Genomic DNA, 26,758 nt, shown 5'->3' with positions numbered 1-26,758 from the left:
GTTGACTTTCATCATAAGAGTATAAGTGAAACAAGGAGTATGGCGTGAGAGGTGAAGGTGTTCGCACTTTCAAATCCTGTACATCCTGTTCCGACGTCGCCACTGTACCTTCCAAACGCCGGAACCGGACCTCCTTAACTTTGCCAGTTAGACTTTAAAAGAAATCCGCCCAAATCTTTATTGCTGTTCCTAATATAAGAACAGCCAATATACCCTGTAAAATTTTCGTATTAACTCGTTTGCCTGCATTAGCACCTAATGGGGAAGCAATTAAGCTTGCAACAATCATGATGGCCGCGGGAAGAAAAAGGATTTGTCCGGTCAAGATTTTTCCGGCAGTTGAACCAATCGATGAAATAAATGTAATGGCTAAGGACGACGCGATTGTCATACGTGTCGGTATTTTCAATACAAGCAGCATAATCGGGACCAATATAAATGCGCCAGCCGCCCCAACGATGCCGGCACCAATCCCTGTCGCAAATGCCAAACTTGCTGCAAGCCACTTATTAAATGTTACCTGATCAAGTGGAATATCATCTATCTGCTTTTTGGGAACAAACATCATTACTGCGGCTATTGTTGCCAGCATTCCATAAACAAAATTGACACCACCATCGGTCATGAAGCGTGACCCGTAACCACCAATAAAACTTCCGATTAGGATACTGATACCCATGTAGATAATTAGCGTTTTATTTAGGTAGCCTCCTTTTCGGTAAGCCCAAACACCACCAATTGTTGCAAACAAGACTTGAACAGCACTAATGCCTGAAACTTCATGCGCTGTAAATGCTGATAACCCTAATAACGGCGGAATATATAAGAGCATCGGGTATTTAACAATCGACCCGCCAATTCCCACCATGCCGGAAATAAACGAACCAGCAAAACCAATCAAAAATAAAACTAAAATAAAAACAAGACTAAATTCCATAAAAATCTTCCCTTCCAAAAGAAGGGGCCCCAGCAATCGGGGCCTCCACTAGGCTTTTTTAATCCAAAATTTAAATACGCCATCTTCCTCTGCTTGATCAACTAGTTCATGACCGCCGGATTTCGCCCATGCTGTCAAGTCGCTTTTTGACCCTTTATCCGTTGCGTGTATTTCTAGAATGTCTCCTGAGCCAATCTCTTCAATTGCCTTTTTCGTCTTTACTACCGGCATAGGACATGCCGTTCCTTTTGCATCCAATACTTTCGCAACTTCCATCATCCATTCCTCCTTTTATTTTGTACGCGGGTGATTTTTATAAGAATGTAATCCCAGTATGATTAACCATGGACCGCACAACGGTTAGGTCCAATTTCCATTTCGCGTTGTTTTTCCTCTTCTGGGGCTATTTTACCCATGTTGGTTTTCCGGATATTTTCATATTCATTCGGTTGTGGCGGCAGATTTTTTGTCACCATTGTGCGAAATTCGTTTTCATCATCCACCTGCAATCCCTCGTTGCGTTGGTACAGATCACCCAATTGTGCTTTAACACTGCCATCTTCCCCTAATTCTTCAACAAATGAATAGTGTGCCGGCAACACCACTAAATCATCAGACAGTGCCTTGTAGCGGCTATATAGCGTTTCGCGTAGGTCACCAACCCAGTCGTCCGCTTTCCCGGCTAAATCTGGACGGCCGATTGATTTTACAAATAAGATGTCTCCTGTCAACAAATATTGGTCATCGATAATAATCGACGTGCTTCCAATTGTGTGGCCCGGTGAATAAAGTGGTTGTACCCTGATGGTTGTACTGCCAACCGTTATATCATTACCTTCTTCTAACGGCGTATAATTAAATGTTACGTCATCTGCATCTTTCGGCGGCAAATGATACGTCCCATCAGTGCGTTCTGCCAATTGACGGCCACCTGAAATATGGTCTGCATGAAGGTGTGTATCGATTGTATGCTTAATGGTGACACCTTTCTTTCCAGCAAAACGTTCATAAATATCCGTCATGCGGTTAGCATCGATTACCGCAGCTTCATTTTCAGATATAGCCATATAAGAAAGACATCCTTTACCGAGGCGAACAAACTGATAAAGACTGCCACCGTCATTCAAATCAGCAATTTTCACAGGCTCCAGATGTTCACTCCACGCTTTCATACCGCCTTCTAGATCATAGACATTCGTGAAGCCTGCTTCTTCCATCATTTCGGCAACCATTTTGGACGATCCGCCTTTTGCACACACAACGATGATTTCCTGGTCTTTGTTTATTTTCTCACTAAGCGTCTCGACACCATCAAGCAAGTTAAAGTAGGGCTCATTGATGACGTCAACGCTATCACCCTCTATCTTCCAGTCATCAAATTCATCGGTATTCCGAACATCCAGAATAAGCGTTTCCTCACGATTGATTACACGTCTTGCAAGTTCATTCGTCGTCATACTTTGTGACATAACAGAAACCTCCCTTTTTAAAATGTCAGTGACATATCGGCGTCCTTCGCAAATTCAATGAACGAAGCTGCACCACCGACTTCAATACCATCTACAAAATTATCCTTTTCCAAATTCATAACGTCCATCGTCATTTGACAGCCAATCATTTTCACACCCATTTCCTGCGCCATCTCCAACAATTCACTAATTGACGGTACATTCGCTTTTTCAAACCCTTCCTGGAAGTGTTCTTTTCCTTCCGGGAGCGGCAGATTCTTGTGAGCTTCCTTATGAATCAAGTTCAATCCTTCAAATGTGAAGAAAATCCCCACCTCTTTATCCGATGCTGCTGCTGCCGTTGCGATGTTGAATACTTTATAAGCATCAAACATACCACCGTTAGATGCAATGATTGCTACGCGTGTAGTATTTTGGTTTTCCATTTTCTATTCCTCCTAAAAATTATTTTGCTGATTGTTCTGTTGGCCCGTCCCATTGGATCATACCCGGCACCACATTTTTCACATTATTAAAGCCTTTTTCTGACAGTTTTCGTGATGCTAAATCACTTCGGCTACCCGTACGGCAAATGACGTTAATTTCTTTATCATTTTTTAATTCATCCATACGGTCCTCCAATTCGCCAAGTGGAATGTTGATGGAGCCAGGAATGTGATTAAAGGCATACTCAGCATTTTCACGGACATCAAGAATAATTATAGCTTCCCCACCATCAACTTTTTGACGAAGTTCTCTTAAATCAATCACTTCTTCATATTTAGTTTCCTCGTTGGCCTCGTGGTCACTTGCTTTACGCAAATAATGCTTCAATACCTCTCCTTCCTCAACGGTGCCAAGGTACTGATGGCCGGTACTTTCCGCCCAAGCTTTAATATCAGCGGTCGATCCCTTGTCGGTTGCCTGCACTTCCATGACCTGCCCCGGTTCCAAATTAGCAATGGCTTTTTTTGTTTTAACAATCGGCATCGGACAAGCGAAGCCTTTTGCATCTAAGGTTTCATTCACTGTAATTCCCACAATTATTACCTCCCTGTTATTTTTCAACGTCCTTTGTCCAGGCGAGCATGCCACCATCGACATTCGTAACATTATAACCCTGTTGCTCAAGAAATTCACAAGCTTTACCGCTTCGACCGCCCGAACGGCAGACCATGTAATAATGTTTATTTTTGTCTAGTTTATCGAGTTGGTTGGGTATTTCCCCAAGCGGAATATGTTTTGCCCCGGGAATCTTGCCCTGTGCAACCTCATCATCCTCGCGCACATCAATAACATTTACATTCTCGTTGTTTTTTATTTTTTCCATGAGTTCATTCGTCATAATTTCTTTCATATTATGTTGCCTCCCTAAACGTTTTTTATATGCTTTCGTTCTATATTATGCAATATTACCAATAGGGGTAGGGGTATATATAAAGTGATAAAAAAAGGTAAGTAAATTTTACTTAACCTATTATCACATTAATAAAAACCATTGCAAATGTCAATACCTTTTATTTATCTGCTTTTTATGAATGGACTAACGGGGCATTTCTCACCCATCCTCCGCATTCTGATCGGTTTTATTCTATTGTTACTACACCATTTCAAAAGGACTACACTTAGTATATACCCCCTAGCGTATATTGTCAAACCAATAGATAAATTTTCTCGTAAAGTAGTAGAATCATTTAAGATAAGATGTTTTTAAATATAGTTGTTATATCGTATTTAACCTTTCCCTCTTTTATAAGATATACCCAATAATAAAAACGGTATCGGGAATAAAACAATCATATACGTATAAACCTGCACCGCGGTATCTAATCGAAAGTGTTCCTTAACAATGAACAAAGCTATAAAAAACACAACACAAGCAAAAGCTGAAAAAATCCCCCTTTTAAACCATGCTGACATATTCTCTGTAATAGTCATTTCATAAGCGAGTCGAAAATATAAACCGCAGCGGATATACACGCCAAACAATAATAAAATCATACCATATACATCAAACCGATCAATAAAACCTAAATTGATGGTTCTGACAATTTCTTCTGCCGGATACACAAATTTGTCCGCCTGATTCAATCCAAATATTGTTATTACACCAGTCATCGTGGATAACATAGTAAAAACATTAATCACGGCACCGATAACCCACAATGTGAGGGTTCGTTTTTCATTAATATTTTTTATTGGCAGGCATAATAAGAACAAAAGCTCCATCCAGATGCTTAAAACGATTAAAACGCCCCAAAGCACAGGACTCAAACCAAATTCCAAAAAAGGCATCATTTGATCCCAATCTTTTTTCGGCGTGTCCATAAATGTAATGGAATGTCCTGTGAGCATACCGACAAATGCTAAGGGAATGGCTGTTAAGGCAATCCGTTTAACTCCTTTAGTAGCACCATATAAAAACAGAAGAAAAAAATAGCCTAAAATCGCTAATCTGGGAGTTTCGGGCAAGAAAACAATAAAAACAAAATCAACCAAAATAGCGCAGGAAAGTATTGTCAAAAAAAGAAAGTAGATGCTAAACAGGGCCACGAATCCACGTCTCCCCCACTTCCCCAACAAATGGGTAAGTATTTGCGTTATATTCATCTCCGGATATCGAAGCCGGAGCTTGTATATGGCTCCGGCAAATGTACATGCAATTGGAAACGCAATCAAAACAGAAATCCAAGCATCTCTTCCGGCAAGGTCCAACATATAGGGTAACATCACAATGTGCCCCATAATCGGAAGCGTCATGATTAATAAAAATAATGTTTCCCATTTAGTGACCATGGTACAATCTCCTTTATTATTTCCCGAACCGATAAGGATTATTGTGCGGCTTTCGGCTATTCTGATCTATACTTTCATTGATCAGACCCTGGTGTGTCAAATTTGTATCTACATGAACGGATATATCAGCATTTGGAAAAATATCGTTATGCCAATCGGAAGCGACGGCATTCCATTGTTTGGGATGTGTCTGGTACAATTTAACCCCAATTCCGGTGATATCTGCTTTAAAGTCATTTTGTAATGTGTCAAGGGTATCCTGTATGGTTTGTTTAATATCTTTGGAGACTTTTTGCTCCACTTCTTTAAAGAAAGCCTCGTTAATATTCCCATCTGTCATATTATCAGACAACGTTCCTTCAACTTCTACATTAACCTGTGCCTGTAATTGCCCTTCTTCCATTCGGGTTTTTAACGTTGTATTGGTATCCGAAATTTCGATTCCAGCTTTTTTTCCTTTTTCTCCTGTCGAAACACTGACCGTGCCGCCTTTCACACGTTCCAGTAGCCATTTTAACCCTATTGTTTCCCTAAGATTCAATTTGCCAATCATTCGATTATCCCGAATCACAGCCGTACCTTCTATCACTGTAATGGTTTGCTCACCGACTTGTTTCGTCTTAATGACAGGAACATAAGCGCTATTAATGGGTTCTTCCAATAACTCGTAAAATTCCCGAAGTTTGATGGTAGCATAATGCATACTAAACTGAGTTTGCTCTAGAGCTGAAACAAGCTCGGTAGATGTCAGATCCTCATATAACGTTGGTGTGCTTAAAATGTCCGTGAGATCACTATCCGCTTCCGAAATAAATAAAAAACTGTTTAAACGAAGCATTTTGTCACGACGTAGTATATCAAGTGCTTTCGTGAATTCTTTCTTTTTGGCCAAATCATTCTCAACAATCCATATCAAGGAGTGTGTGAAGTTTAACCGTCGTTTAGAATACCGAATAAAGTCTCTGGCAATTTCCAATAATGTATCACCAGTATTATCTAAAACAAGACTTAGTTCACTGCCCTGTTCCTCACTTTCACTGCCTCCTGTTTGCCCTGTTGGTTTAATGAGTTCTACAACCAGCTGTAAATCACCATTTGTCCCCTTACCAATTCCTACACCTTCAACCAATACTGTATCGTCAAGTTCCTGATTACTCCAGCATCCGGCTAAAACCAAAGGTCCGCATAACATTATAATAAGTAGCCGATATCTCATTGTTTTCCACCTGTTTTCGGCAAAGATTTAATTCGCCTTGATTGTTGATGCGGAACACTTTTCTGCCGGTATTTAATCCACCTTAACGGGACACGAATAATGGCATCTTTCCAGTCACGGAAATAAAACGGTGCAAAGGGGGCCATATGGGGAACACCGAGCGAAGTTAAAGATACCATGTGTGTCAAAATCCCCAGCCATAGTACAATGATTCCATACATTCCAAAAATACTGCTTGAAATGACGAATCCTAACCTAAGCAAAGCCGTCACATCGGCAATCGGTGTAATCATGAATGAAGCAATATAGGATAATGATACGATTACAATCGTAGGCGCCCCAACAAGACCAGCGGATACGGATACTTCTCCTAGAATCAGAGCCCCCACGATACTAAGTGCAGATCCAATAGTCTCGGGCAGCCTAACACCCGCTTCCCTAACAACTTCAAACATGAGAATCATAAAAAAAACCTCCATCGCTAGCGGAAATGGCACCGTTTCCCTTGCTTGAAATAACGGAACGATTAAATCAGTTGGAATCATTGCTTTGTTAAAATTAAGAGCCGAAACATACACTGCTGGAAATGTAACACTAACAATAAAGGCAAACGCACGAAGTAAGCGAAGGAACGATGCATAAAATGGTCGGGATTCATAATCTTCTATGTTTTTGACACTCTCAACAAATAACAGGGGAACATATAGAGAAACGGGATCCCCATCCACCATAATTACTATTTTGCCTTCCATTAGTAAGGATGCCGCCAAGTCAGGACGTTCCGTATTTCCAATGGTCGGGAAAATAGAATAAGGATGATCTTCAATAAATTGCTCAACATTTCCGGAACTATCAATGTTGTCGACCTCAATTTGGTCGAGCCTGTCCCTGACACGCTGTAAAAGCTCAGGATCTGTAATATGTTTCATATAAGCGATCGTGACATTTGTCCGTGTGAACTTCCCTATTGTTTTTTGTTCAAATTGCAAGGCAGGATGAGAAATTCTGCGGCGTAGCATGGACATATTAGTGGACGTTGTTTCGATGAAGCCCTCATGTGATCCACGAACGGTCTTTTCATTTGATGGCTCCGCAATTGTTCGTGTCTCGAACCCCTCCATATCAAGAATTAACCCTTGATCAACCCCATCAATGATCAATAAACCTTTTGAATTCAATATGTTAAATACAGCTTTATTTACATTTTTTTCAACGGCAATATGTTTAATAGAAAGTCTATTTTGAACCTGATCTAAATGTTCATTAGGTTCAATACTAATTGGATGCTCTTGCAAAGGCTTAAGAATGTTATTCCGCTTTGTTTCCTCGTTCACTAAACCATCAACAACAACTAATAATGCATCCGTATCAGTATCGTTGTTTTTCATTTGCATTGTAAATTTGGTGAACATTATATCCGCACTGTCTCCCATTTGCTCTTGCAGTAACTTTTCATTTTCCCGAAGATTAGTTGAGAATGGATTCCATTCTACGTCAGAGGTTGCATCCTGCTCGGACTTTAGGGACCTTTTTATTACCTTTCCAAATACATTAGAGAATTTCATACCATCATACTCCCCCGTTTACGTTCTAATCAGTTATTATTTATCTGTGAACGAAAATTATTCATAGGATGGTATGTATACACCGATTAGGAGAAAAGAAAGGGAAAAGGAAGACTAGATGCCATTCAAACAACAAATAAACAAATTGGTAAAGCTATCTTTGCATCCGCATTAACTACAATTGGTGGATTTAGTGCGTTACTTGTTTCCGATTTTGTGATCCTGAATAACTTTGGGATCATGATATCTTTAAATAAAAACGGTACAATAGATTGGATTAAAAGGTATATAATAAGCAATGTGAAGTAAAAGTAAAGAAAGCGAGTTGGGTAATTTGCAAGATAAAACAGAACAAAAAAATCTTTAAGGGAGCCATCTCTGTTTTCAAAAAAAAGAGCTACAAGCAACGACACAGGAAGTCTCAAAAGAAGCTGGAGTTGCTGAAATAACACTCTATCGACGGTATTCAACGAAAGAGAACCTTTTTATCACCGTACTCAAAGATGTTCTGGAGAAAAAATTCCATTCGCATGTTTTGGAAATGGCAAATAAAGAAACCGAAATATTTTTCATGCGCATTATAGAGGATAGATTAGAAATACTCTCGAAAAATCATAAGCTAGTACAAATGCTTTTATCCGAAAGCTTAAAAGGGAGTTTACCAAAAGAAATTAACTTGCCAGAAATAATTTTCATGAGTTTAAAAAAAGGGATAGAATATCATTTTAAACTTAAAAATCAATCCGTTGATACAGACTTTTGCGCGAGACAGTTGGGCGGTATATTTTTAAGCTATGTTGTACTCCCCAACGAACAACCATTTAATAAATTAACTACACAAGAAAAAAAAGAAACCGTAAGAAGATATGCAAAATTAGTGCTTGCGGCTATGGAAGAGAACTAGCTTTAGGATTTATTTAAGACCAACAACGGAAAACTGGCAACAGGGAAAAATAACCCAAACACGTCCAGTTTTCCGGAAAATAATGACTTCATTTCAACTTTATTAAATATTCCGATAATTGCCGTCATTTTATGCTATGTATTCTTTTGTACTAAAATAATAGACAACTTAGCTCCCCCCCTGTACAAAAGGAAGCGGAATGACGACATAGTTTCATAGAAAATTTTAGTCTTTCGCTGACAACGACTATTTCAATTGATTTCCAACATGGATTACCCCGTCTGTCAAGATTTCTGCAACCAGACCACTATGAACCAACCCTCTTAAAAGCTGCTTTTTTCCAGTAAGTTCAACCAGATGTGCACACGGTTCACAAACACGAATACCTTGCAAGGTAATTTCCCCAATCTGAAACTTCTTGCCAACTAATGCGGTTAGGTCTATTCCTTTCGTTTCGATGTTTCTCCGATGTTCCCCTGGCTCAATAGCAATATTATACTCCGCTTCAATCCGCTCCAATGTTTCGATATCAACAAGTGTAACATCCCGGGGGAGATTACCATTGTGCGACCAATATCCGGCCTTATGATAATATCGGTCACCTTCCAAACCTTTACCCGGCACAGCCCGGACTGATTGAACCGAAACAGGTAGACTCCCGGCGACGTCGACAACAAAGATTGAATTAATTAGCCCATTCATTTTAAACCCTCACTTAAAAAAGTTTTATATGCTAATTAATTCAATACCGCATCGGTAATTCCTTCTTTTATTCCGCAAATGACCCGCCTTAGAAGAATGACATCTTATCCGGAAAGACACCGGTCGGGATATAAGCAATAAAAGACGCCCCCTATTCAGAACAGGCGTCCATTTAATCCAGTGTGTAACAATCAAACTATAGAGAAACCTTTTTTATGCCTCAAACTATCTGATCCATTTTCAAGTCTAGTTATATGGAGGAGCCATTGGTCTTGTGTAGTATGGACCTGGAGGATAATAAGGTTGATAGTAAGCCTGCTCCTTACTGTATCCACCTTTTTGCTTACAATCCACAGGCGGCCCGATAATAACCGTCTCCCCTATCGACTGTAACGCTTGTTGAATCTGCCCTTTATCAAGGCAATACGTATGGGCAAACACCTCGGGCGGCGTCAAGCGAAGAACGTCGGAACCCCAAACAGTATCAAGCTCAGAAGTATCATAAATTGTAAGGACGTGTGTATTATCCACATTTGCCGCAAAATAATGCCACCATCCCTGTGGAATAGTCACTACTTGCTGAGGGTGAATCCGTATATTTTTCAGTTCATTAGTGGATGGATTGATCATAGAAACAATTGTTTCACCGGAAATACAATAAATTAACTCAGATGCATTCGAATGGTAATGCGGTTCAACAACATTGCCGGCACTAAGAAACACGTCAAGTAAAAACACATCGCCGATTGTACGCAATTGTTCAGGACCAAGTACATTAATATAATTGGCTTTATTTTTGGTGAAGAATCTACTTTGTTTCAAATCATAAGAATAATGTGAATCGGGGTTTTTATAATCCATTAAGCGTGTGACCACAGCTGTCAATCCTTTCAGTGATAATTGTCATGCCAACAGATTATGCAACTGCCATAAAGTAAGTGAATTGAACCGATCCGTGATGAACGTGAGTGGCATGTTCATCCTTTACTTACTTATAAAGCAGCACCTCACGATAAAGGGCACTCATTTCTCTAATGAGTTACCTAATATAGCGATTCCTCGCGATAAAGGGCGCTCATTTCTCTAATGAGTTACCTAATATAGCGATTCCTCGCGATAAAGGGCACTCATTTCTCTGATGAGTTACCGAATATAGCGATTCCTCGCGATAAAGGGCACTCATTTCTCTAATGAGTTACCTAATATAGCGATTCTTCACGATAAAGGGCGCTCATTTCTCTGATGAGTTACCCAATATAGCGATTCCTCATGATAAAGGGCACTCATTTCTCTGATGAGTTACATAATAAAGCAATTCCTTCCGATAAAGGGCGCTCATTTCAACGATGAGTTACCGAATATAGCGATTACTCACGATAAAGGGCACTCATTTCAACGATGAGTTACCCAATATAGCGATTCCTCGCGATAAAGGGCGCTCATTTCTCTAATGAGTTACCTAATATAGCGATTCCTCGCGATAAAGGGCACTCATTTCTCTGATGAGTTACCGAATATAGCGATTTCTCGCGATAAAGGGCACTCATTTCTCTAATGAGTTACCGAACGGGGCGACTTTCTCCATCTGCAAGACCACAGCGTTTATTATTTGTCACGCTGGGAAATATTCTATTAAACTTAGCTTATACAAGGAGAATAAACAATGACTTCCTCACAAATTGTTCTATTATTATTTATTGGCTATCTTGTTTTCACACTTGACAAAAAGCAGAATTATGTTCCTGTTCCTGTTGTGTTAGTAGTGACGGGAATCATTTTATCGTTCATTCCTTATTTCTCATCGATTCATGTGACCAGTCAGATGATTTATCATATATTCTTGCCGCCTATGCTGTTTTCCTCTGCTTATCGTTTTTCATCCGATCATTTCAGGGAAAATGCCGGTATTATCACATTCCTTGCTACGATTGGGATTATGGCAACAGTAGCCATTCTTGGTTCGGTCATTTATGCGATAAGCGGTCCGTTCATATCCATGTCATTTGTTGGCGCGCTGGTGATTGCATCAATCTTGACACCGACGGATCCGGTGTCTGTCGTATCGATACTTGAGCAGTCAGGTAACAGTAAGAAAATCTCCAGTGTTGTCGAAGGAGAGTCACTAATTAACGACGGGACGAGCATCGTGATTTTCACATTTATCGCTGGCATGTTGATTGAGAACGAGTCATTTACGGTGATGAGTTTTCTACAAGATTTTCTAATTGTCTCCATCGGTGGAACGCTTATCGGAGTTGCTTTCGGCTGGCTCATGAGTAAAGCAGTGCACATCACCCATAACAGGGAATATCAGGTTATGTTGAGCATCGTCCTTGCATACGGGGTTTTTAATTTTGCCGAGCAAGTTGGTGTGTCAGGTGTTTTGGCGACTGTTTTCGCTGGCATTATGCTTTCATTTGAATACGGGAGAACCATTAAAGAAAATGATTTAAAAGACAAACTGGATGGATTCTGGAACATCGCGGAACTATCTGTATTAGCGCTATTATTTTTATTGATTGGGATTGAGTCTTCCAATTACCTTGCGTTTAATGCGTGGGGATTTGCGTTCATGATATTTGCCGCTTCTTTGTTCATTCGTTTCATCATTATCGCAGGAACAACACAAATCTTTCCAGCATGGAGGAAAAAAATCAGCTGGCGCGAATCCACTTTGCTTTCATGGGCTGGGTTAAAAGGATCTATGTCTGTTTTCCTTATTCTCCAGCTGCAATCCAGAAGTTCCGGCGACAATGACATGATTATATCCCTATCATTTGCAGCCGTATTGATTTCTCTTGTGGTGCAAAGCCTTGGCATCACCCCGTTGTCGAAAAAACTGACTAAATAATCCAGGAAAGTCGCGCGGCACGAGCCGAAACTCGCGCGAAAACCAGGAAAGTCGCGCGGCACGAGCCGAAACTCGCGCGAAAATCTGGAAACTCGCGCGGAACCGGCCGAAAGTCGCGATTTACTAATCTGAAAGGGGCATTGGTTCAATTTATCTCACTTTACTTCAATGAATATAAAATAACTGCTCCTATAGTTTGTACAGACTATAAGAACAGCTACTCTTCTTTCTTATATGCGTGTCGTAGAATCCAAAAGACAGTTTCAGTAAAAGGCGGTCTTATATTATTGTTCGCTACTTTTGGAACAAAATCAATTACTTCTTCACCTTCTACAAAGGTAGATAAATATGCAGTTCTTTTATTTCCATCTACAAAACAATGACCACTAGAAAGTTCGTAGAGATAGACAGCTGCTTTCTCTTCAATTGATGGATATTTTTCAAAGTCGCCATAACCAGACATAGGTAGTGCTAACTTAGCTTCTAGCTTTCCAGGTTCACGACCTTCCAATCCCCCATCCCTTTCGAGTGTTAAACTGTGCAAATCTATCACATCTTGTAGATCTAGGTACTCTACGTTCATTAGTTCTTACTGAGTTTTTCCAATGCTTTACCATTGGCTTTCACAGCCTTGTTGAAACTTGAAAGCACCCTTTTTTTTCGCATTGGATAACCTCCTACCAAATATATACCCGATATATATGGCAGTATATCCAAATTTAGAATGTTTTATTAATATTATTTATCATATCACAGACAAATCTAGTTAGTATTCATATCAATGATAACAATGTCAACCTCCTTAGCCAATCACAAATGGATTCGTTTCAATATCCTATTCAACTGGCCGCCTTTTAAGGAGAAACCCAGCCAGTAAAATGTGCTGCACCCGGTTCCTGTCGTGTTAGTAATGACGAGAATATTTGACTAGACATATCATTCGTTTATAATTTCTTTCACTCTTCCTACAGTGCCATCCTCCAGCATAACCTTAATCCCGTGTGGATGGGTAGCAGTATTGGTCAGTATTTTGGACACGACCCCTTCTGTCAATTTACCGGAGCGCTGGTCCTGTTTTTGTACAACACGCACGCTTTGTCCTATTTTCATATGTTCTTTTCTCGTTCCCGGCATATTCCATTTCACTCCTTCGTTATACAACACCAGATTTTCTCATCCGTTTTAGGAAATTCAATTTGCTGGAATCAGGCGTAGGACAGTAATCTGTCCATGCCTATTCCAGCCACTCTATTTCGTCAATGGTACCTCAATATTCTCTTCAACCACAAGAATACAATCCTCGCGGTCTTCCACGGGAGCGAAAGTCATTACATATTCGTCCTCACCAGCCATTACTTCTCCTTTGCTGAAAACTGGGACAATCTGTTCACCGGCTGACTTTATATACACACCGGATTTTTCCTCATTAAAGGTATATCCATATTCTTCACTTATTTCTCTCGCATGGAGGAATTGTTTTTCCAATTCGCTCATCACTTCGTATTTCATACCGTTTTCATCGGTAAGAACTTTGGTATCAGAACCGGCGATAACTACCCTTGTTTCCAATGCAGAAAACGCCACCCGTCTAATTGTATAGGTTATGTCGTTAAATGTGAATTCTTTATTTACTTCCACCACTTTTCTATCTGATATAGCAGATTGTTCAAGGTTTAATTCAAGCGGCCAAACTGTCTCTACTTTACCCTTTTCATTATCTTCATACAATGTCAGATTTTCAATTTCGAGACGAATGTTTTGCCCTTCATATTTTTTAATGGATTCAAATGATAAGGCTTCAGCCACTTGATTTGCTTCACTATTATAATATCTGCTTCCCCATCCAACATTATCTAATGCCTTCTTTTCCCCGTTTTCCGTAATTAGGCTTATGGAACTTACGCCTTCAAATAGATCGATATAATAATTCTCCAAATTCGTTGAGTCACTTTGGAAAGTCAGGAGAAGTTTCGTTTCTTTATCATCCGTCAGCACAGTTTCATAATTTACCGTTATGTCGCGGGCTTCATCATAATATGTTTGTTCAAGTGCCTGACCCTCTCCTGAAGTAAGTGCCTTCCTCACCCCTGCATCGTCAATATGCTGACTTGAAAAGATTTTATCATACACCTCTTGAACAGCTGCCAATGCCGGTGTAAACATAAAAATGGACGCGACAAGCAGGAAAGAGACGGCAACAATCGATAACCGTTTATAAACGATGCTTTTTTTTCCGGACTTCTTTTTGTTAGAACCGAACTCTGCTTTCGCCTTTTTAACCCCCAGCTTGGCCCTCTCATGTACTTCGTCAGGGATTTCAATTTTATCTAATTCGCGCTTAACTTGATTATTCATACATATCGTCCCTCCTTACTTGCTTTCGAAGCTTTGCTAATGAGCGATATAATACTGATTTCACTGTTCCCAAAGGGCTTCCCTCAATCTTGGCAATCTCCTTAAGCGTATATCCATAATAATACTTCCAGAGAATAATACTTTTTTCGCTTTCATTTAACGTCCCTATCAAATCATCCAGCGATAAGGAAAGTGGAATGTCTTCATTATTTGAATCAAGAAGATTTTCGTAGTCATGATTCAAGTAAATGATTTTCTTTTTTCTTCTTAACAAATCTGTCGCACAGTTTATCGCTATTTTTATTAGCCACGATTTAAACACGGCCGGATTCTTTAATGTGCTTATCTTTTTGAACGAGCGATAAGCAGTTTCCTGAATTACATCAAGCGCGTCATCTTTATTTTTCATATACATAAACGCCACCCGATAAATGTCGTTTTCATACCTTTGAAACAATGTCAGAAAAGCATTCCCATCGCCTCTTTGCGCTTTTTTTACTAATTTCCTAATATGACTCACCTACTTCCTTGAAAATACTTCTTCATACTAGACGGATATATCACTTATTTGGCTTCATTTTTTAACAAAATAATACCTAAATTTATTCCTAGCCGTATTATTTTAAAAAGCGACTATTGGGGTATAAATATTAATTCCTGCACAATAGATTAGAAACACAATGACAGAACCCCAGTTCAGACGCGTAAGACTATCCCAACACCTTTCCCAACTCCCGAAATCTGGCGTGGACCAGCAAACCTGTCCCTGCGTCCCACGCCCGTTTACATATAATTCATACTCTTTATGTAATATAAACTTTTTTTCATATCCTTGAAATGATAAAAAACGTCGCGTATTCTATGATTATTGCAATTAAATATATACACACTGTTGATTTAATTTTCACTCAATTCATACAGCTAGATTAGACAGAAGGAAGGTTCTACAGATGAAGAGCAGGAAAGAAGAAATATTGGAAACCATACCCCAGAAAGGTTTTTTTGGTCATCCTAAGGGGTTGCTTACCCTATTTTCAATTGAATTTTGGGAACGTTTTTCCTATTACGGCATGCGTGCGGTACTTATTTTTTACATTTACTATGAAACAACACAAGGTGGTCTCGGACTTGATAAAACGACCGCAGCCTCGATCATGTCAATCTACGGCTCGCTCGTTTATATGTCAACCATTCTTGGTGGCTGGCTTGCGGACCGAATTTTCGGCGGAAGAGCAACAATTATCTCTGGTGGTATATTAATTGCATTAGGTCACTTAGCGCTATCTTTTCCAGGAAGTGTTACAGCGCTATTCGTTTCCATGGCATTGATTATATTGGGCTCAGGTATTTTGAAACCAAACTTATCCAATATTGTTGGTGACTTGTATTCTAAAGAAGACTATCGGCGCGATGCCGGATTCAGTATTTTCTACACAGGTGCGAATGCCGGAGCGCTTATAGCACCATTAATTGTCGGAACAATCGGGCAAACCTATAGCTTTCATTACGGCTTTTCTTTAGCAGCAATCGGAATGGTTATTGGCTTAATCTGGTATGCAGTTACTTCCCGTAAATCACTTGGCGAAGCTGGTCGCTATGTTCCAAACCCAATAACAGCTACCGAAAAGAAAAAATTGATACGATGGTTTTCCATAGGAGCTATTGTCATTATTGCTTTATTGGCAATAACGATTCCAACCAATATTTTAACCATCGATGTGTTTGTTAATATCGTCAGTATCTTTGGGGTATTAATCCCAACCGCATACTTTCTTGTGATGTATTTCAGTAAAAAAACAACGAATGTGGAAAAATCTCGGTTGCTTGCTTATATACCATTATTTATTACAGCTATCATGTTCTGGTCCATTCAAGAGCAAGGGTCAACTATCTTTGCGCAAATTGCCGATACACAAGCGAAATTGGACTTGGGCTGGATTCATATCCAATCAACATGGTTCCAATCGATTAATCCGTTTTATATCGTCTTTTTCGCACCATTGTTTGCCGTTGCTTGGACAAAGTTAGGGAAAAAACAACCAATCACTCCGGTCAAGTTTGCCATCGGTGTTATCTTAGCAGGATTCTCATTCCTTGTTATGCTCATACCATTCACAGCGGCAAACGGCGGACAAATTAGTGCACTATGGCTTGTACTCAGCTTCTTTCTCGTAACAATGGGAGAACTATTTCTGTCTCCGGTCGGTGCATCTGCTACAACCAAACTAGCTCCAGCGGCATTCGCTTCACAAACGATGAGTGTATGGTATTTATCCAATGCCTCCGCTCAGGCAATCAATGCGCAGCTGGTCCAATTTTACAGCATCGACACGCAAGTTAACTACTTCATGATTATCGGGGTTGTCTCCGTTATTATTGGAATTGTCTTGTGGCTGTTCTCTAAAAAAATACACGCGTTTATGCGCGGCATAGATTAATCATTTAATCTTAGAAACAGCCCCGTCCCTTAATGCAGGACGGGGCTGTTTCTTTTGTTAAATATCCTCACTATCGGGGGGGGAGCAGCACGGGGTCATAAGCCTGTGACCGCATCCCTTTCTTATTTCTGCCTTAACAATCGCATGCTGTTGAGAATAACAAGGATTGCTGCACCGGTATCACTTAAAACAGCCATCCATAATGTTAATATTCCCGGGAATATGAGAGCGAGTGCTGCTAATTTGGTCAGTAAGGAAAACCAGACATTTTGCTTTATGATATTTAGTGCTTTGCGGCTCAAACGAATCGTGTGCGGCAATTTTTCCAGATTATCCGCCATGAGCACGATGTCGGCGGTCTCCATCGCTGTATCCGTCCCAGCACCACCCATGGCAATACCAAGATCTGCCGTAGCTAGCGCGGGTGCATCATTAATGCCATCACCAATCATTGCTACACGTTTACCTTCATCTTGCAGTTGTTTGATAACCGTCACTTTGTCCTCTGGTAATAAGTCAGCAAAATGGCGATCAACGCCTGTTTCGCTGGCGATTTTTTTCGCCGTGCCATCATTATCTCCTGTTAGCATGACCATCTCATTCATTCCGATTCCCTTTAGTGCCTGAATCGCTTGAACTGTAATAGGGCGAATCGTGTCAGCAACAGCAATGATTCCGAGAACTTCGGTACGGGTACCAACGACGACAAGCGTATTTCCGTTTTGTTGCAAAGAATCGAGACGCTCTTCTATTTCATGAAGTGAAACATTTAATTCATTAAACAACGCAGGATTCCCCGCAAAGTATTCCACCCCATCAATAGTAGCTTGGGCGCCTTTACCCGCAATCGCTTGAAATGCTTCCCCTTCTTTCATATCAATTGCACGTTCTTCGGCGTACGTTGTAATCGCTTGAGCAATGGGATGAGTGGAATATGCTTCAATAGTTCGTGCTATAGCAATCAGTTCATCTCTATCATGCTTAACGCTCAACACTTCCGCAACTTTTGGTTTCCCTTCCGTTAACGTCCCTGTCTTATCAAAAGCAATTGCTTGAACGACTCCAGCCTTTTCTAAAAACGTACCGCCCTTAATTAGCACGCCATTCTTAGCGGCATTTCCAATCGCCGATACAATCGATACCGGTGTGGAGATGACGAGCGCACACGGACAAGCTACAACTAATAGCGCAAGCCCTTTATAGAGCCACTCTCCCCAAGTGCCCAACCCAAATAACGGAGGCACTACCATCACGGAAAGAGCTAGCGCAAAAACAATTGGTGTATAAATACTGGCAAAACGATCGACAAACGCTTGACTTGGGGCTTTCTTTTCTTGCGCCTCTTCCACTAAATGGATAATCTTGGCAATCGTTGTATCTTCCACCAGTTTCGTTACCCGTATATCTAATGACCCGCTTTCATTGATCGTACCTGCATAAACGGTGTCCTCTTGCTGTTTGTCAACAGGTAAGGATTCCCCGGTAATCGGGGCCTGATTGATACTAGACGAGCCGGCTAGGATTTCCCCATCCAGAGGTATTTTTTCCCCTGGTTTGACGACGATGACATCATCTATCGCTACTTCCTCCACAGCTTTACGGATAAGTTGTTCACCCGATCGAACGGTAGCTTCAGACGGTGTGAGATTTACTAGACTTTTTATAGATTCCCGTGTCCGTTCAATTGATCTGTTTTGCAATGTATTTCCCAAGGCAAACAGCCATACAACCATTGCTCCTTCAAACCATTCACCGATTAAAGCAGCTCCAACCGCCGCTGATGCCATAAGAACGTTCATATCCAAGGAACCACTTTTAATCGCATAGAAGGCACTTTTCACCGGCTTATAGCCACCGATAAGAATGGCCACTGCATACAAAGCGGTAATGACAGCTGGACTAATACTTGTGAATGACCCCAAAAAGCCAAGGCCCAAAAAGATTCCGGATAAGGTTGTCGTAGAGGTTCCTACCTTTTTCTTCTTAGGTTCTTGATCTGTTTGTTGTTCAGAAGTGTCTAATGAGGCATCGAAGCCTGCACGTTGAACTTCCTTTACAATTTCTTTTGGATCGGTTGTGTGATCTACCTGCATTTTGCCAGTAGAGAAATTCACACTCACTTCTTGCACGTTGGGATTTTTGCTTAGATGCTTTTCAATTGTCATGGCGCAAGAACCACAATCCATGCCATCAATTTGATAGGTTTCCACGTCTTTCGTTGCATGAAGTGGTTCGGCTTCAAAGCCTAATTTTTGTACTTGCTTGGGAATCTGATTGTGAATGGAAGCCTCTTCCGCACCCACTGTCATTTTCCCCGTTCCATAACTGACTTGTACGGATTGAATTCCGGTGGTCTTGCGTAAGCCTTTTTCAATGGTGGCTGCACACGACGGGCAATCCATCCCTTGAATGGTGTACTCTACAATATGCTGCTTTTCTTCTTTATTATCCTGCATGTCGTTGTTACTTTCAGCTGTACTGCAACAGGATGAAGCGGTTACTTCCTGTTGTGCCTCACCGCTGCAACAGGACGAAGCGGTTACTTCTTGTTGTGTCTCACTGCTGCAACAGGATGAAACAGTTGCTTCTTGTTGTGTCTCACTGCTGCAACAAGAAGCGGAAGCATCTGTTCCCTCTTCCTCTTCGTTTTCTCCTTTTTCCGTTTCCTCCCCGGAACAGCAGGAATCGGCTGTTTTTGTTATATCCTGATCACTACAACAGCTGCATGATGATTCCACTTTCGCTGCTTTACTCATTTATATTCCCCCCTAGTCTTCCTTTGCATGAAGTAATGCGATCGACACCAATTGATGAACATGATTATCAGCCAAAGAATAAAAGACCAGCTTTCCTTCTTTGCGATATTTAGCTAATTTCATGTTACGTAATAACCGTAAATGATGAGAAGCTGTTGCGGTTGTTGAGCCGATAATATTGGCTACATCACAAACGCAAAGCTCATCTTCCAGCGTTAGCGCATAGGCAATTTTCATTCGTGTTGCATCTGATAATGCCTTAAAGATCAATTCTACGCCGTTCACTTTTTCGACTTCCGGTTGCATTCGTTCAACAAGCGCTTCATCGTAACAAAACGTATCACATGTATCTTTATTGGTTCTTATTAGTGTCTTTTCACTCACATGATTCACCTTCATTCTAACGTTTATTTGAATAATTTCTTATAGTATATGACGCTGCATACATGAAGTCAACCAATAATATTCAAATGGGCATTTGAGTATTAAAAGTACAACATCTAAGTTTTCACAAATCATTCACGATTCGTTCACATTAACGTCATTGAAAAAACCCCCGCTCCCGATTATGATGGTGTTAGAGATTGTTTGAATGTGTTATACGATATCATACATAGGGAGGCGTTGGTCGGGTGCTGCCAATTGAACGACAACATAAAATCAAGGAATTGTTAAATAAACATCACAATATGAAAATTTCCGAACTGAGCCAAGAGCTTGGCGTTTCCGAAATGACAATCCACCGTGATTTAAAGCCATTAATTGACGATGGTGCCGTTCTTAAGACGTTCGGTGGAGTATCTATTGCCGGAAAAGAGAACGACCATAAACCTGCCAGCAAAGACTGTGTTTTTTGCGGCCGCAGCACGAATGAGCGTCTTGCATATCGGCTAATTCTGTCAAATAATCGAACGGAGACGGCCTGCTGTGCACATTGCGGACTTTTGCGGCATCGTCAGCTCGGTGATGATGTGATCCAAGCGATTTGTCCTGACTTTCTTCGTCAAACAACACTGAGTGCACAACTAGCCCTTTATGTGATAGATACTTCCGTTGAAATAGGATGCTGCCATCCGCAAGTGCTGACATTTGAACGAAGCGAAGATGCAGATAAATTCGTAAAAGGCTTTGGTGGAACGATTTATCACCTTGCAGAAGCTATGGAAGCCATTTTCCAAAAAATGAACGGAAATGACAGCTGCTCTAGCAGACATCATTAGTACATCAACATCTATACCGATAGAAAGGATGAAATATATTGAAACGATTCAAGACGTTGGCCCTGCCGGCATTGCTATTAACGCTTTTCCTTACAGCGTGCGGGGAAGAAATTGACACAAATATGTCCAAAGATGTTAGTGACTTTGAATTTACCACACAAGACAATGGAACACTTTCCAAGAGTGATTTGGAAGGAGAATGGTGGATAGCAGACTTTGTTTTTACTAGCTGTACAACTGTCTGCCCACCGATGACGATGAACATGGCGGAACTGCAGCAGAAAATGAAGGAAGAAAACCTTGACGCTCAAATTGTTTCCTTCAGTGTTGATCCTGAGCGTGATACACCAGAAGCCCTGAAAAAATATGCAAAAAAATATCAGGCCGACCTAAGTAATTGGACCTTTTTAACCGGCTATGATTTTCAAACGATTAAAGAGTTTTCCATCAAATCATTTAAGTCATTGGTAAAAAGACCACCGGAAGGATCTGACCAAATAACCCACGGCATCAGATTCTTTTTGATCAATCCAGAGGGGAAAGTTATTAAAAACTACAATGGTAAGCAATCAGAAGTAGTACAAAAAGTACTTGATGATTTAAAAATCGTCCTCAACTAATAAATATATGGGGGAATAAAGAATGAAGAAAACTATCTGGACAATTTTGGTTATATTGGCTATGGCCATACTTGCGGCGTGTGGCAGCGGCGATAACAATAACACCGAACAGGGTTCCGATAACGTTGAAGAAGAACTGAAAGCAATCGAGGTTGACTTTGACGTACCGGAAACCGCCGAAGCAGGAGAAACCGTCAACCTGCAAGCAACCGTGACCTATGGTGATGAAAAAGTGACAGATGCGGAAGAAATGGAATTCGAATACTGGGAAAAAGGGAAACAAGATGACAGCACCATGGTCGATTCGACAAACAATGGTGATGGAACCTATACCGCTGAAGTGACTTTTGACCAGGATGGCGTCTATGAAATATATGCCCACACCACCGCACGTGACATGCACACCATGCCGAAGAAATCGATCACGATCGGTGATGGTGCAGACAGTGAAGCAGAAAATAGCGATTAATTAGGAAAACTCGGCATTCGCCTCGCCTTATAGCGAGTGCCGAAGCTTTTTCTTATAAGGTCTTCCAAAAATTTGTACTTTCTGACGTTACAAGTGAAAACGCTTGGATAAGTTATAGATTTATTCAAGCGTTTTTTGTTTTGTCTTCTTCCACAATACGCTTGATTGTTGTATCACAAATAGCGACCATACAAAGAACTGCTACTCCTTCACCTGTCCACATGCCATTCGCTAACCTTTTTATCCGATGGCAACAGGAATGTAACCATTCCAAGCAACGGCAACAACGAAATGACAACCATGGTCGGTGTCAGTCCGATAAAATCAATTAATGAGCCCAAGGCAACGGAACCAATCGCCCCCATGCCAAAAGCAAGTCCGACTGTTAAACCCGACATGGCACCAATATTACCCGGGACTAATTCCTGAGCATAGACAACGGTTACCGAAAAGCTCGACATAACAATGAGTCCGAGTAAGCCAAGCAGAATAATCGCACCAGTTGCACCTACATGTGGGAGCAGCAAGGCCAATGGGGAAGCGGCCAGCAACGAGAATAATATGACATTTTTCTTACCAAAGCGATCTGCCAGCGGGCCGCCAAGAAACGTCCCAATCGCCCCCATCAATAAGAATGTGAATATATAATATTGCGATTCTGCGATAGACAAGCCATAATTCTCAATTGCATAAAAAGCATAAAAGTTGGATATTGCTTTGGCATACCATGTACGAGCAAAAATAATAAATATAAGAACCACAAGCGCATGTCGTATTGCTTTGGAAACATTTTTGTTGACTTTTTCCGATTGCCCCGGCTTTTCCTTTTTCGCAACAGCGGGAGTCATCGACGCGTACCACCTGGCAATATAAATCAGAAAAATCACCGCCAGGCCGGCAACTGCCGTAAACCATATTACACCAAATTGTCCCAATGGTACGAGTACGAATGCGGTTATAACAGGTGCCAATGCCTGACCCGTATTCCCACCAACCTGATAAATAGATTGTGCAGTACCACGACGTGGACCTGCTGCCAAATAGGCTACACGGGATCCCTCCGGATGGAAAATTGCTGATCCCAGTCCAATAAACAGAACACTGATAAGGATCATCCAGAAATTAGGAGCGAATGCTAACCCCAGTATCCCGAACATACTGCTCGCCAGTCCCAATGGCAAAGCAAATGGCATTGGCCGCTTGTCCGTATATAACCCTACCACCGGCTGCATCACGGAAGCTACCATATTTAATGTAAAAGTAATCAGACCGAGCTGGGTAAATGTTAAGCCCAATGACTCTTCCAAAATAGGAAACATAGCAGGAATAACAGCCTGCAAAGTATCATTTAACATATGACATATGCCGAGAATCACTAAAATGGTATAAACCGTTCGATGATTCGCTTTTGTTTTCCTATGAGTTGCTGAAGAAACCATAATTCCCCTCTATTCCATCAGTTTATCTGCAAGCGAATGGTGCTTAGCGCTATTCACTAATTATATCACGTCTATAATAAACTGACTTCCAATGTCGTCATGGTTTTCCGTTATTTTCCGATACCTGGAGCCCATCCCTTCCGTAAAGTGATAAATCGTTCCGTCAAAGCATACGTTTCTTTTCGAAATTGATGAAATAAAAAATTTCCCACCAAAAAACAGTAGCTATAATAATAAAATGAATAGAGAGCGAATTAACACTAAAAAAAAGCAAATCTGATGTTACCCTCTCATGAAGGTCAATTCAGTTGACCTAACAAGCATAAGGCGTGTCACACAAGTTTTATTATCTTTCTCCTGAAGTCTCACCAGTCATAGAATAGAAAGTTTATAAATGTTAAACCTAAACAAGATAAAGTGAATCTTCAATCAGTGGGGTTTTCTTTCTTCCCTCACTGATTGTAGAGGAACAAAGGCTAAAATCGCAACATCCTGTTGCAACGCCTTTATGACTGCATCGTGCAGGCCCGAACGAATCGACATTTTACTGGTAGTTGATCCCCCACCTAATCTTTATCGTATACTCGAACAATTGAAATCGAGGGGCTTACTGCCAGTTACATACGGGACAAAAATACTGATTTGAGGTGTCAATGATGAAATATGAATACACAGTTGGAAATTATTTATTAGATCGTTTATCGGAACTAGGCATTCGTCATATGTTCGGCGTACCTGGAGATTATAACTTGGCTTTTTTAGATGATGTGATTAATTATGAGGGAATGAATTGGGTTGGAAATCGTAATGAATTAAACGCCGCTTATGCTGCCGATGGCTATGCTCGTATCAACGGGTTTGCCGCCTTAGCCACAACATTTGGTGTTGGCGAATTAAGTGCAATCAACGGAATTGCTGGTTCCTATGCTGAACATGTACCTGTTGTTAAGATTTCAGGCGCACCAACAACAAAAGTTATGGACAATGGCTTATATGTTCATCATACATTAGGGGACGGTAAGTTTGATCACTTTTCCAGAATGTTTCAAGAGGTGACTGTGGCTCAAACCTTATTAACACAAGAAAATGCTGCACAAGAAATTGACCGGGTGCTGCTTGCCTGTCTTACAGAAAAACGCCCTGTTCACATCACGTTGCCAATTGATGTATATAATAAGCCAGCGAACAAGCCAGAGAGTCCTTTACATGAGGAAATAGCTACAAGCAATCACGAAGTATTAAGCCTAATGCTTTCTGAGCTGACTCCTATGATTGACGATGCAACACAGCCCGTCATATTAGCTGGTTATGAGGTAAACCGTTATGAAAACCGGGAAGAATTGCTGGAATTCGCTAACAAAACGAGTATTCCTGTAACCATACTAAGCGGTGGGAAAGGTGCTTTCAACGAAAAACACCCGCAATTTATTGGTGTCTACAATGGCGAACTAAGTGCTCCTTATTTACAACAGCGCGTAGATGAAGCGGATTGCATTATTCAAATTGGTGCTAAACCTACCGATTCAACGACAGGTGGTTTTTCCTATGACTTTTCGAAAAAAAATGTGATTCAGATTACACCATTTTCTGTGAACGCCACAAACAAAAAATATGCGCCAATTACAATGAAAGATGCGTTAGTAGCACTAAGTGATAAAATTACCCAAAAAATCCTGAGGAGCTAAATATCATCCCGCTTAAGTCACAAATCAATCAGGATCCATATGAAGCAAAAGAAGAAAACATGAAGCAAAACCGTTTCTTTGAACGCTTATCTTATTTTATGAAAGAAAGAGATATATTGTTGGCAGAACAAGGGACTTCTTACTATGGTGCTGCGACGATGCCAATACCGAAAGATACCATGTTTATTGGTCAGCCACTGTGGGGATCCATCGGCTTTACTTTTTCGGCATGCTCACTCAGAAAATCAAACCTATTATTTTCTTAATCAATAATGATGGCTATACCGTAGAACGCGCGATTCACGGAGAAAATCAGCCCTACAATGATATTCCAATGTGGGATTATAAGAAGCTGCCAGAGGTATTTAGCCCTGAGGGAAAAAGTATAACCTATAAAGTAAAAACGGAGCTTGAACTTGAAGACGCCTTAAAAGCAGCAGAAAACAACCACGACTATTTAACGCTTATTGAAGTTGTGATGCATCGTGATGACAAACCTGATTTGCTGGAACAGCTTTCAAAACAATTCGCAAACCAAAACGTCTAGCACTGCCTATAACATTTTCAGGAATTAACGGAGAGGCCCTTTAATATTTTTAGAGGGCTTCTTCTTTTAATTAAATAATACTTCCAAGTACAAAAAGTATATATCCGTTCCTTAACTTCTGGAGGAAGTGCGCCCTTTTCCGGAAGAGTTCAAACTCTATTTCTTAGATTAAAAACTCTTCTTGATTGCTTAAATGCATTATGACCGGGTTAAGCGACATAATTACAAAGAACAAAATAGGAAATAAACTTAACAAAATAGCTGCTGGGATCTCAAAAAAGATATTTAACAACAAGGGCAAGAGAACAAAAGCGTTTAAAATACCTGCTTTCTTTTTTGATTCCCTTGTTTGATACTGTCTTTCTCCGCAATAGGGACAATTCATTCCGGTATCTAAGGTGAACATCTTTTTCATAGTCTGCTTCCACTTCCACTTATTATGGCAGTTTTGACAAGTTGGCATTTCACCCCTCCTCACGTCTGAAAAAAAATTATTAGATTAACGCGTCCAATTGTTTACATTTTACCTATACCGTATGAAAGCACAGTAAACAATAAACTTATTGCAGTTAATCCCGCCAGTGAAACGGCAAAGCCTTTGTTCTTTTTAAATTCATAAACCACAGCAATAATCCCTGCAACAGACAAAATCACCCACACTGGAGTAAATATTAAATCTGAAATACTAACTGGCATTAAAGAATATGAGTTAGTTAAGAATAGCAACCAATTTAAAACTAATAATCCTAAAATAGCCCAAGAAACTTTGTATGGCTTCTTCCCTTCCTCGATATTTTTGTCAGCCATAAC

Annotated in this window: 26 protein-coding genes and 3 pseudogenes; 9 read left to right on the top strand and 20 right to left on the bottom strand. The window is 40.5% G+C overall.

Features of this window, described 5'->3' with window-relative positions:
• Window positions 1-154: 154 nt before the first annotated feature.
• From FFL34_RS13295 to FFL34_RS13255, 9 genes are all read right to left on the bottom strand, one after another.
• On the bottom strand, window positions 155-937 hold the full coding sequence (locus FFL34_RS13295; RefSeq protein WP_138603844.1) for a sulfite exporter TauE/SafE family protein: 783 nt from the start codon (window positions 935-937) through the stop codon (window positions 155-157).
• A gap of 48 nt (window positions 938-985) precedes the next feature.
• Window positions 986-1,213 carry a sulfurtransferase TusA family protein gene (locus FFL34_RS13290; protein WP_138603843.1) on the bottom strand — a complete coding sequence of 76 codons (228 nt, stop codon included), beginning with the start codon at window positions 1,211-1,213 and terminating at the stop codon, window positions 986-988.
• Between the two features lie 62 nt (window positions 1,214-1,275).
• Window positions 1,276-2,406 carry an MBL fold metallo-hydrolase gene (locus tag FFL34_RS13285; RefSeq protein WP_138603842.1) on the bottom strand — a complete coding sequence of 377 codons (1,131 nt, stop codon included), beginning with the start codon at window positions 2,404-2,406 and terminating at the stop codon, window positions 1,276-1,278.
• A gap of 17 nt (window positions 2,407-2,423) precedes the next feature.
• Window positions 2,424-2,831: a DsrE/DsrF/DrsH-like family protein gene (locus tag FFL34_RS13280; protein ID WP_138603841.1), complete on the bottom strand. Its 408-nt coding sequence runs from the start codon at window positions 2,829-2,831 to the stop codon at window positions 2,424-2,426.
• 19 nt (window positions 2,832-2,850) lie between these two features.
• On the bottom strand, window positions 2,851-3,375 hold the full coding sequence (locus tag FFL34_RS13275; RefSeq protein WP_234031569.1) for a sulfurtransferase TusA family protein: 525 nt from the start codon (window positions 3,373-3,375) through the stop codon (window positions 2,851-2,853).
• Between the two features lie 67 nt (window positions 3,376-3,442).
• The gene (locus FFL34_RS13270) at window positions 3,443-3,742 is read right to left on the bottom strand and encodes a rhodanese-like domain-containing protein (protein WP_138603840.1); all 300 of its coding nucleotides are present in this window, start codon (window positions 3,740-3,742) and stop codon (window positions 3,443-3,445) included.
• Between the two features lie 377 nt (window positions 3,743-4,119).
• Window positions 4,120-5,181 carry a GerAB/ArcD/ProY family transporter gene (locus FFL34_RS13265; RefSeq protein ID WP_138603839.1) on the bottom strand — a complete coding sequence of 354 codons (1,062 nt, stop codon included), beginning with the start codon at window positions 5,179-5,181 and terminating at the stop codon, window positions 4,120-4,122.
• A 16-nt stretch (window positions 5,182-5,197) separates the two neighbouring features.
• Window positions 5,198-6,397: a Ger(x)C family spore germination protein gene (locus FFL34_RS13260; protein WP_138603838.1), complete on the bottom strand. Its 1,200-nt coding sequence runs from the start codon at window positions 6,395-6,397 to the stop codon at window positions 5,198-5,200.
• Window positions 6,394-7,962, bottom strand: a complete 1,569-nt coding sequence (locus tag FFL34_RS13255; RefSeq protein WP_138603837.1) for a spore germination protein — start codon at window positions 7,960-7,962, stop codon at window positions 6,394-6,396. Before FFL34_RS13255 ends, FFL34_RS13260 begins: the two co-directional genes overlap by 4 nt.
• 108 nt (window positions 7,963-8,070) lie before the next feature.
• Between FFL34_RS13255 and FFL34_RS13250 the strand changes: the two are divergent.
• The 3 genes and pseudogenes from FFL34_RS13250 to FFL34_RS18680 all read left to right on the top strand — a co-directional run.
• Window positions 8,071-8,271: pseudogene (locus FFL34_RS13250) on the top strand (MMPL family transporter); the annotation flags it as partial.
• An 85-nt stretch (window positions 8,272-8,356) separates the two neighbouring features.
• Window positions 8,357-8,440, top strand: a pseudogene (locus tag FFL34_RS18840) (TetR family transcriptional regulator); the annotation flags it as partial.
• A gap of 63 nt (window positions 8,441-8,503) precedes the next feature.
• On the top strand, window positions 8,504-8,866 hold the full coding sequence (locus FFL34_RS18680) for a hypothetical protein (protein WP_234031503.1): 363 nt from the start codon (window positions 8,504-8,506) through the stop codon (window positions 8,864-8,866).
• 246 nt (window positions 8,867-9,112) lie between these two features.
• On the opposite strand, the gene FFL34_RS13240 is transcribed toward FFL34_RS18680, so the two are convergent.
• Window positions 9,113-9,568: an MOSC domain-containing protein gene (locus FFL34_RS13240; protein ID WP_138603836.1), complete on the bottom strand. Its 456-nt coding sequence runs from the start codon at window positions 9,566-9,568 to the stop codon at window positions 9,113-9,115.
• A gap of 246 nt (window positions 9,569-9,814) precedes the next feature.
• On the bottom strand, window positions 9,815-10,444 hold the full coding sequence (locus FFL34_RS13235) for a cupin domain-containing protein (RefSeq protein WP_234031502.1): 630 nt from the start codon (window positions 10,442-10,444) through the stop codon (window positions 9,815-9,817).
• A gap of 787 nt (window positions 10,445-11,231) precedes the next feature.
• Between FFL34_RS13235 and FFL34_RS13230 the strand changes: the two genes are divergently transcribed.
• The gene (locus FFL34_RS13230; RefSeq protein ID WP_138603835.1) at window positions 11,232-12,419 is read left to right on the top strand and encodes a cation:proton antiporter; all 1,188 of its coding nucleotides are present in this window, start codon (window positions 11,232-11,234) and stop codon (window positions 12,417-12,419) included.
• Window positions 12,420-12,636: 217 nt separating this feature from the next.
• On the opposite strand, the gene FFL34_RS13225 is transcribed toward FFL34_RS13230, so the two are convergent.
• The 4 genes from FFL34_RS13225 to FFL34_RS13210 all read right to left on the bottom strand — a co-directional run bounded on the left by FFL34_RS13225 (window position 12,637) and on the right by FFL34_RS13210 (window position 15,183).
• A complete protein-coding gene (locus FFL34_RS13225; protein ID WP_138603834.1) occupies window positions 12,637-13,002 on the bottom strand; it encodes a type II toxin-antitoxin system death-on-curing family toxin in 366 nt (121 codons plus the stop codon).
• A 353-nt stretch (window positions 13,003-13,355) separates the two neighbouring features.
• On the bottom strand, window positions 13,356-13,553 hold the full coding sequence (locus tag FFL34_RS13220; protein WP_138604750.1) for a YwbE family protein: 198 nt from the start codon (window positions 13,551-13,553) through the stop codon (window positions 13,356-13,358).
• A gap of 114 nt (window positions 13,554-13,667) precedes the next feature.
• A complete protein-coding gene (locus FFL34_RS13215; protein ID WP_138603833.1) occupies window positions 13,668-14,774 on the bottom strand; it encodes a hypothetical protein in 1,107 nt (368 codons plus the stop codon).
• A complete protein-coding gene (locus FFL34_RS13210) occupies window positions 14,767-15,183 on the bottom strand; it encodes an RNA polymerase sigma factor (protein ID WP_318279626.1) in 417 nt (138 codons plus the stop codon). The genes FFL34_RS13215 and FFL34_RS13210 overlap by 8 nt, the downstream gene beginning before the upstream one ends.
• Before the next feature lie 541 nt (window positions 15,184-15,724).
• Between FFL34_RS13210 and FFL34_RS13205 the strand changes: the two genes are divergently transcribed.
• On the top strand, window positions 15,725-17,212 hold the full coding sequence (locus tag FFL34_RS13205; RefSeq protein WP_138603831.1) for a peptide MFS transporter: 1,488 nt from the start codon (window positions 15,725-15,727) through the stop codon (window positions 17,210-17,212).
• A gap of 122 nt (window positions 17,213-17,334) precedes the next feature.
• Here the strand turns inward: FFL34_RS13205 and FFL34_RS13200 are convergent, their stop codons facing one another.
• On the bottom strand, window positions 17,335-19,968 hold the full coding sequence (locus tag FFL34_RS13200) for a heavy metal translocating P-type ATPase (protein ID WP_138603830.1): 2,634 nt from the start codon (window positions 19,966-19,968) through the stop codon (window positions 17,335-17,337).
• 12 nt (window positions 19,969-19,980) lie between these two features.
• A complete protein-coding gene (locus FFL34_RS13195) occupies window positions 19,981-20,367 on the bottom strand; it encodes an ArsR/SmtB family transcription factor (protein ID WP_138603829.1) in 387 nt (128 codons plus the stop codon).
• Between the two features lie 233 nt (window positions 20,368-20,600).
• Here FFL34_RS13195 and FFL34_RS13190 point away from each other — a divergent pair, with 233 nt between their 5' ends.
• The 3 genes from FFL34_RS13190 to FFL34_RS13180 are packed head-to-tail and all read left to right on the top strand — an operon-like array spanning window position 20,601 to window position 22,277.
• A complete protein-coding gene (locus tag FFL34_RS13190) occupies window positions 20,601-21,188 on the top strand; it encodes a DeoR family transcriptional regulator (protein WP_171046372.1) in 588 nt (195 codons plus the stop codon).
• A gap of 38 nt (window positions 21,189-21,226) precedes the next feature.
• On the top strand, window positions 21,227-21,808 hold the full coding sequence (locus tag FFL34_RS13185) for an SCO family protein (RefSeq protein ID WP_138603828.1): 582 nt from the start codon (window positions 21,227-21,229) through the stop codon (window positions 21,806-21,808).
• A gap of 22 nt (window positions 21,809-21,830) precedes the next feature.
• Entirely contained in the window at window positions 21,831-22,277 is a 447-nt protein-coding gene (locus FFL34_RS13180) for a FixH family protein (protein WP_138603827.1), read from the top strand.
• A 209-nt stretch (window positions 22,278-22,486) separates the two neighbouring features.
• Here FFL34_RS13180 and FFL34_RS13175 read toward each other — a convergent pair whose 3' ends face one another.
• On the bottom strand, window positions 22,487-23,716 hold the full coding sequence (locus FFL34_RS13175) for an MFS transporter (RefSeq protein WP_138603826.1): 1,230 nt from the start codon (window positions 23,714-23,716) through the stop codon (window positions 22,487-22,489).
• A 656-nt stretch (window positions 23,717-24,372) separates the two neighbouring features.
• Between FFL34_RS13175 and FFL34_RS13170 the strand changes: the two are divergent.
• Window positions 24,373-25,948, top strand: a pseudogene (locus FFL34_RS13170) (alpha-keto acid decarboxylase family protein).
• A 163-nt stretch (window positions 25,949-26,111) separates the two neighbouring features.
• Here FFL34_RS13170 and FFL34_RS13165 read toward each other — a convergent pair.
• On the bottom strand, window positions 26,112-26,411 hold the full coding sequence (locus tag FFL34_RS13165) for a TIGR04104 family putative zinc finger protein (protein WP_138603825.1): 300 nt from the start codon (window positions 26,409-26,411) through the stop codon (window positions 26,112-26,114).
• Window positions 26,412-26,464: 53 nt separating this feature from the next.
• Entirely contained in the window at window positions 26,465-26,755 is a 291-nt protein-coding gene (locus tag FFL34_RS13160) for a hypothetical protein (protein ID WP_138603824.1), read from the bottom strand.
• Window positions 26,756-26,758 lie beyond the last annotated feature (3 nt).

Origin of the sequence: Lentibacillus cibarius (assembly GCF_005887555.1) — a bacterium.
In the GTDB taxonomy this organism is placed as follows: domain Bacteria; phylum Bacillota; class Bacilli; order Bacillales; family Amphibacillaceae; genus Lentibacillus; species Lentibacillus cibarius.
Note: the sequence above shows the minus strand (reverse complement) of the source record. Positions and strands in the feature narration are given on the sequence as shown.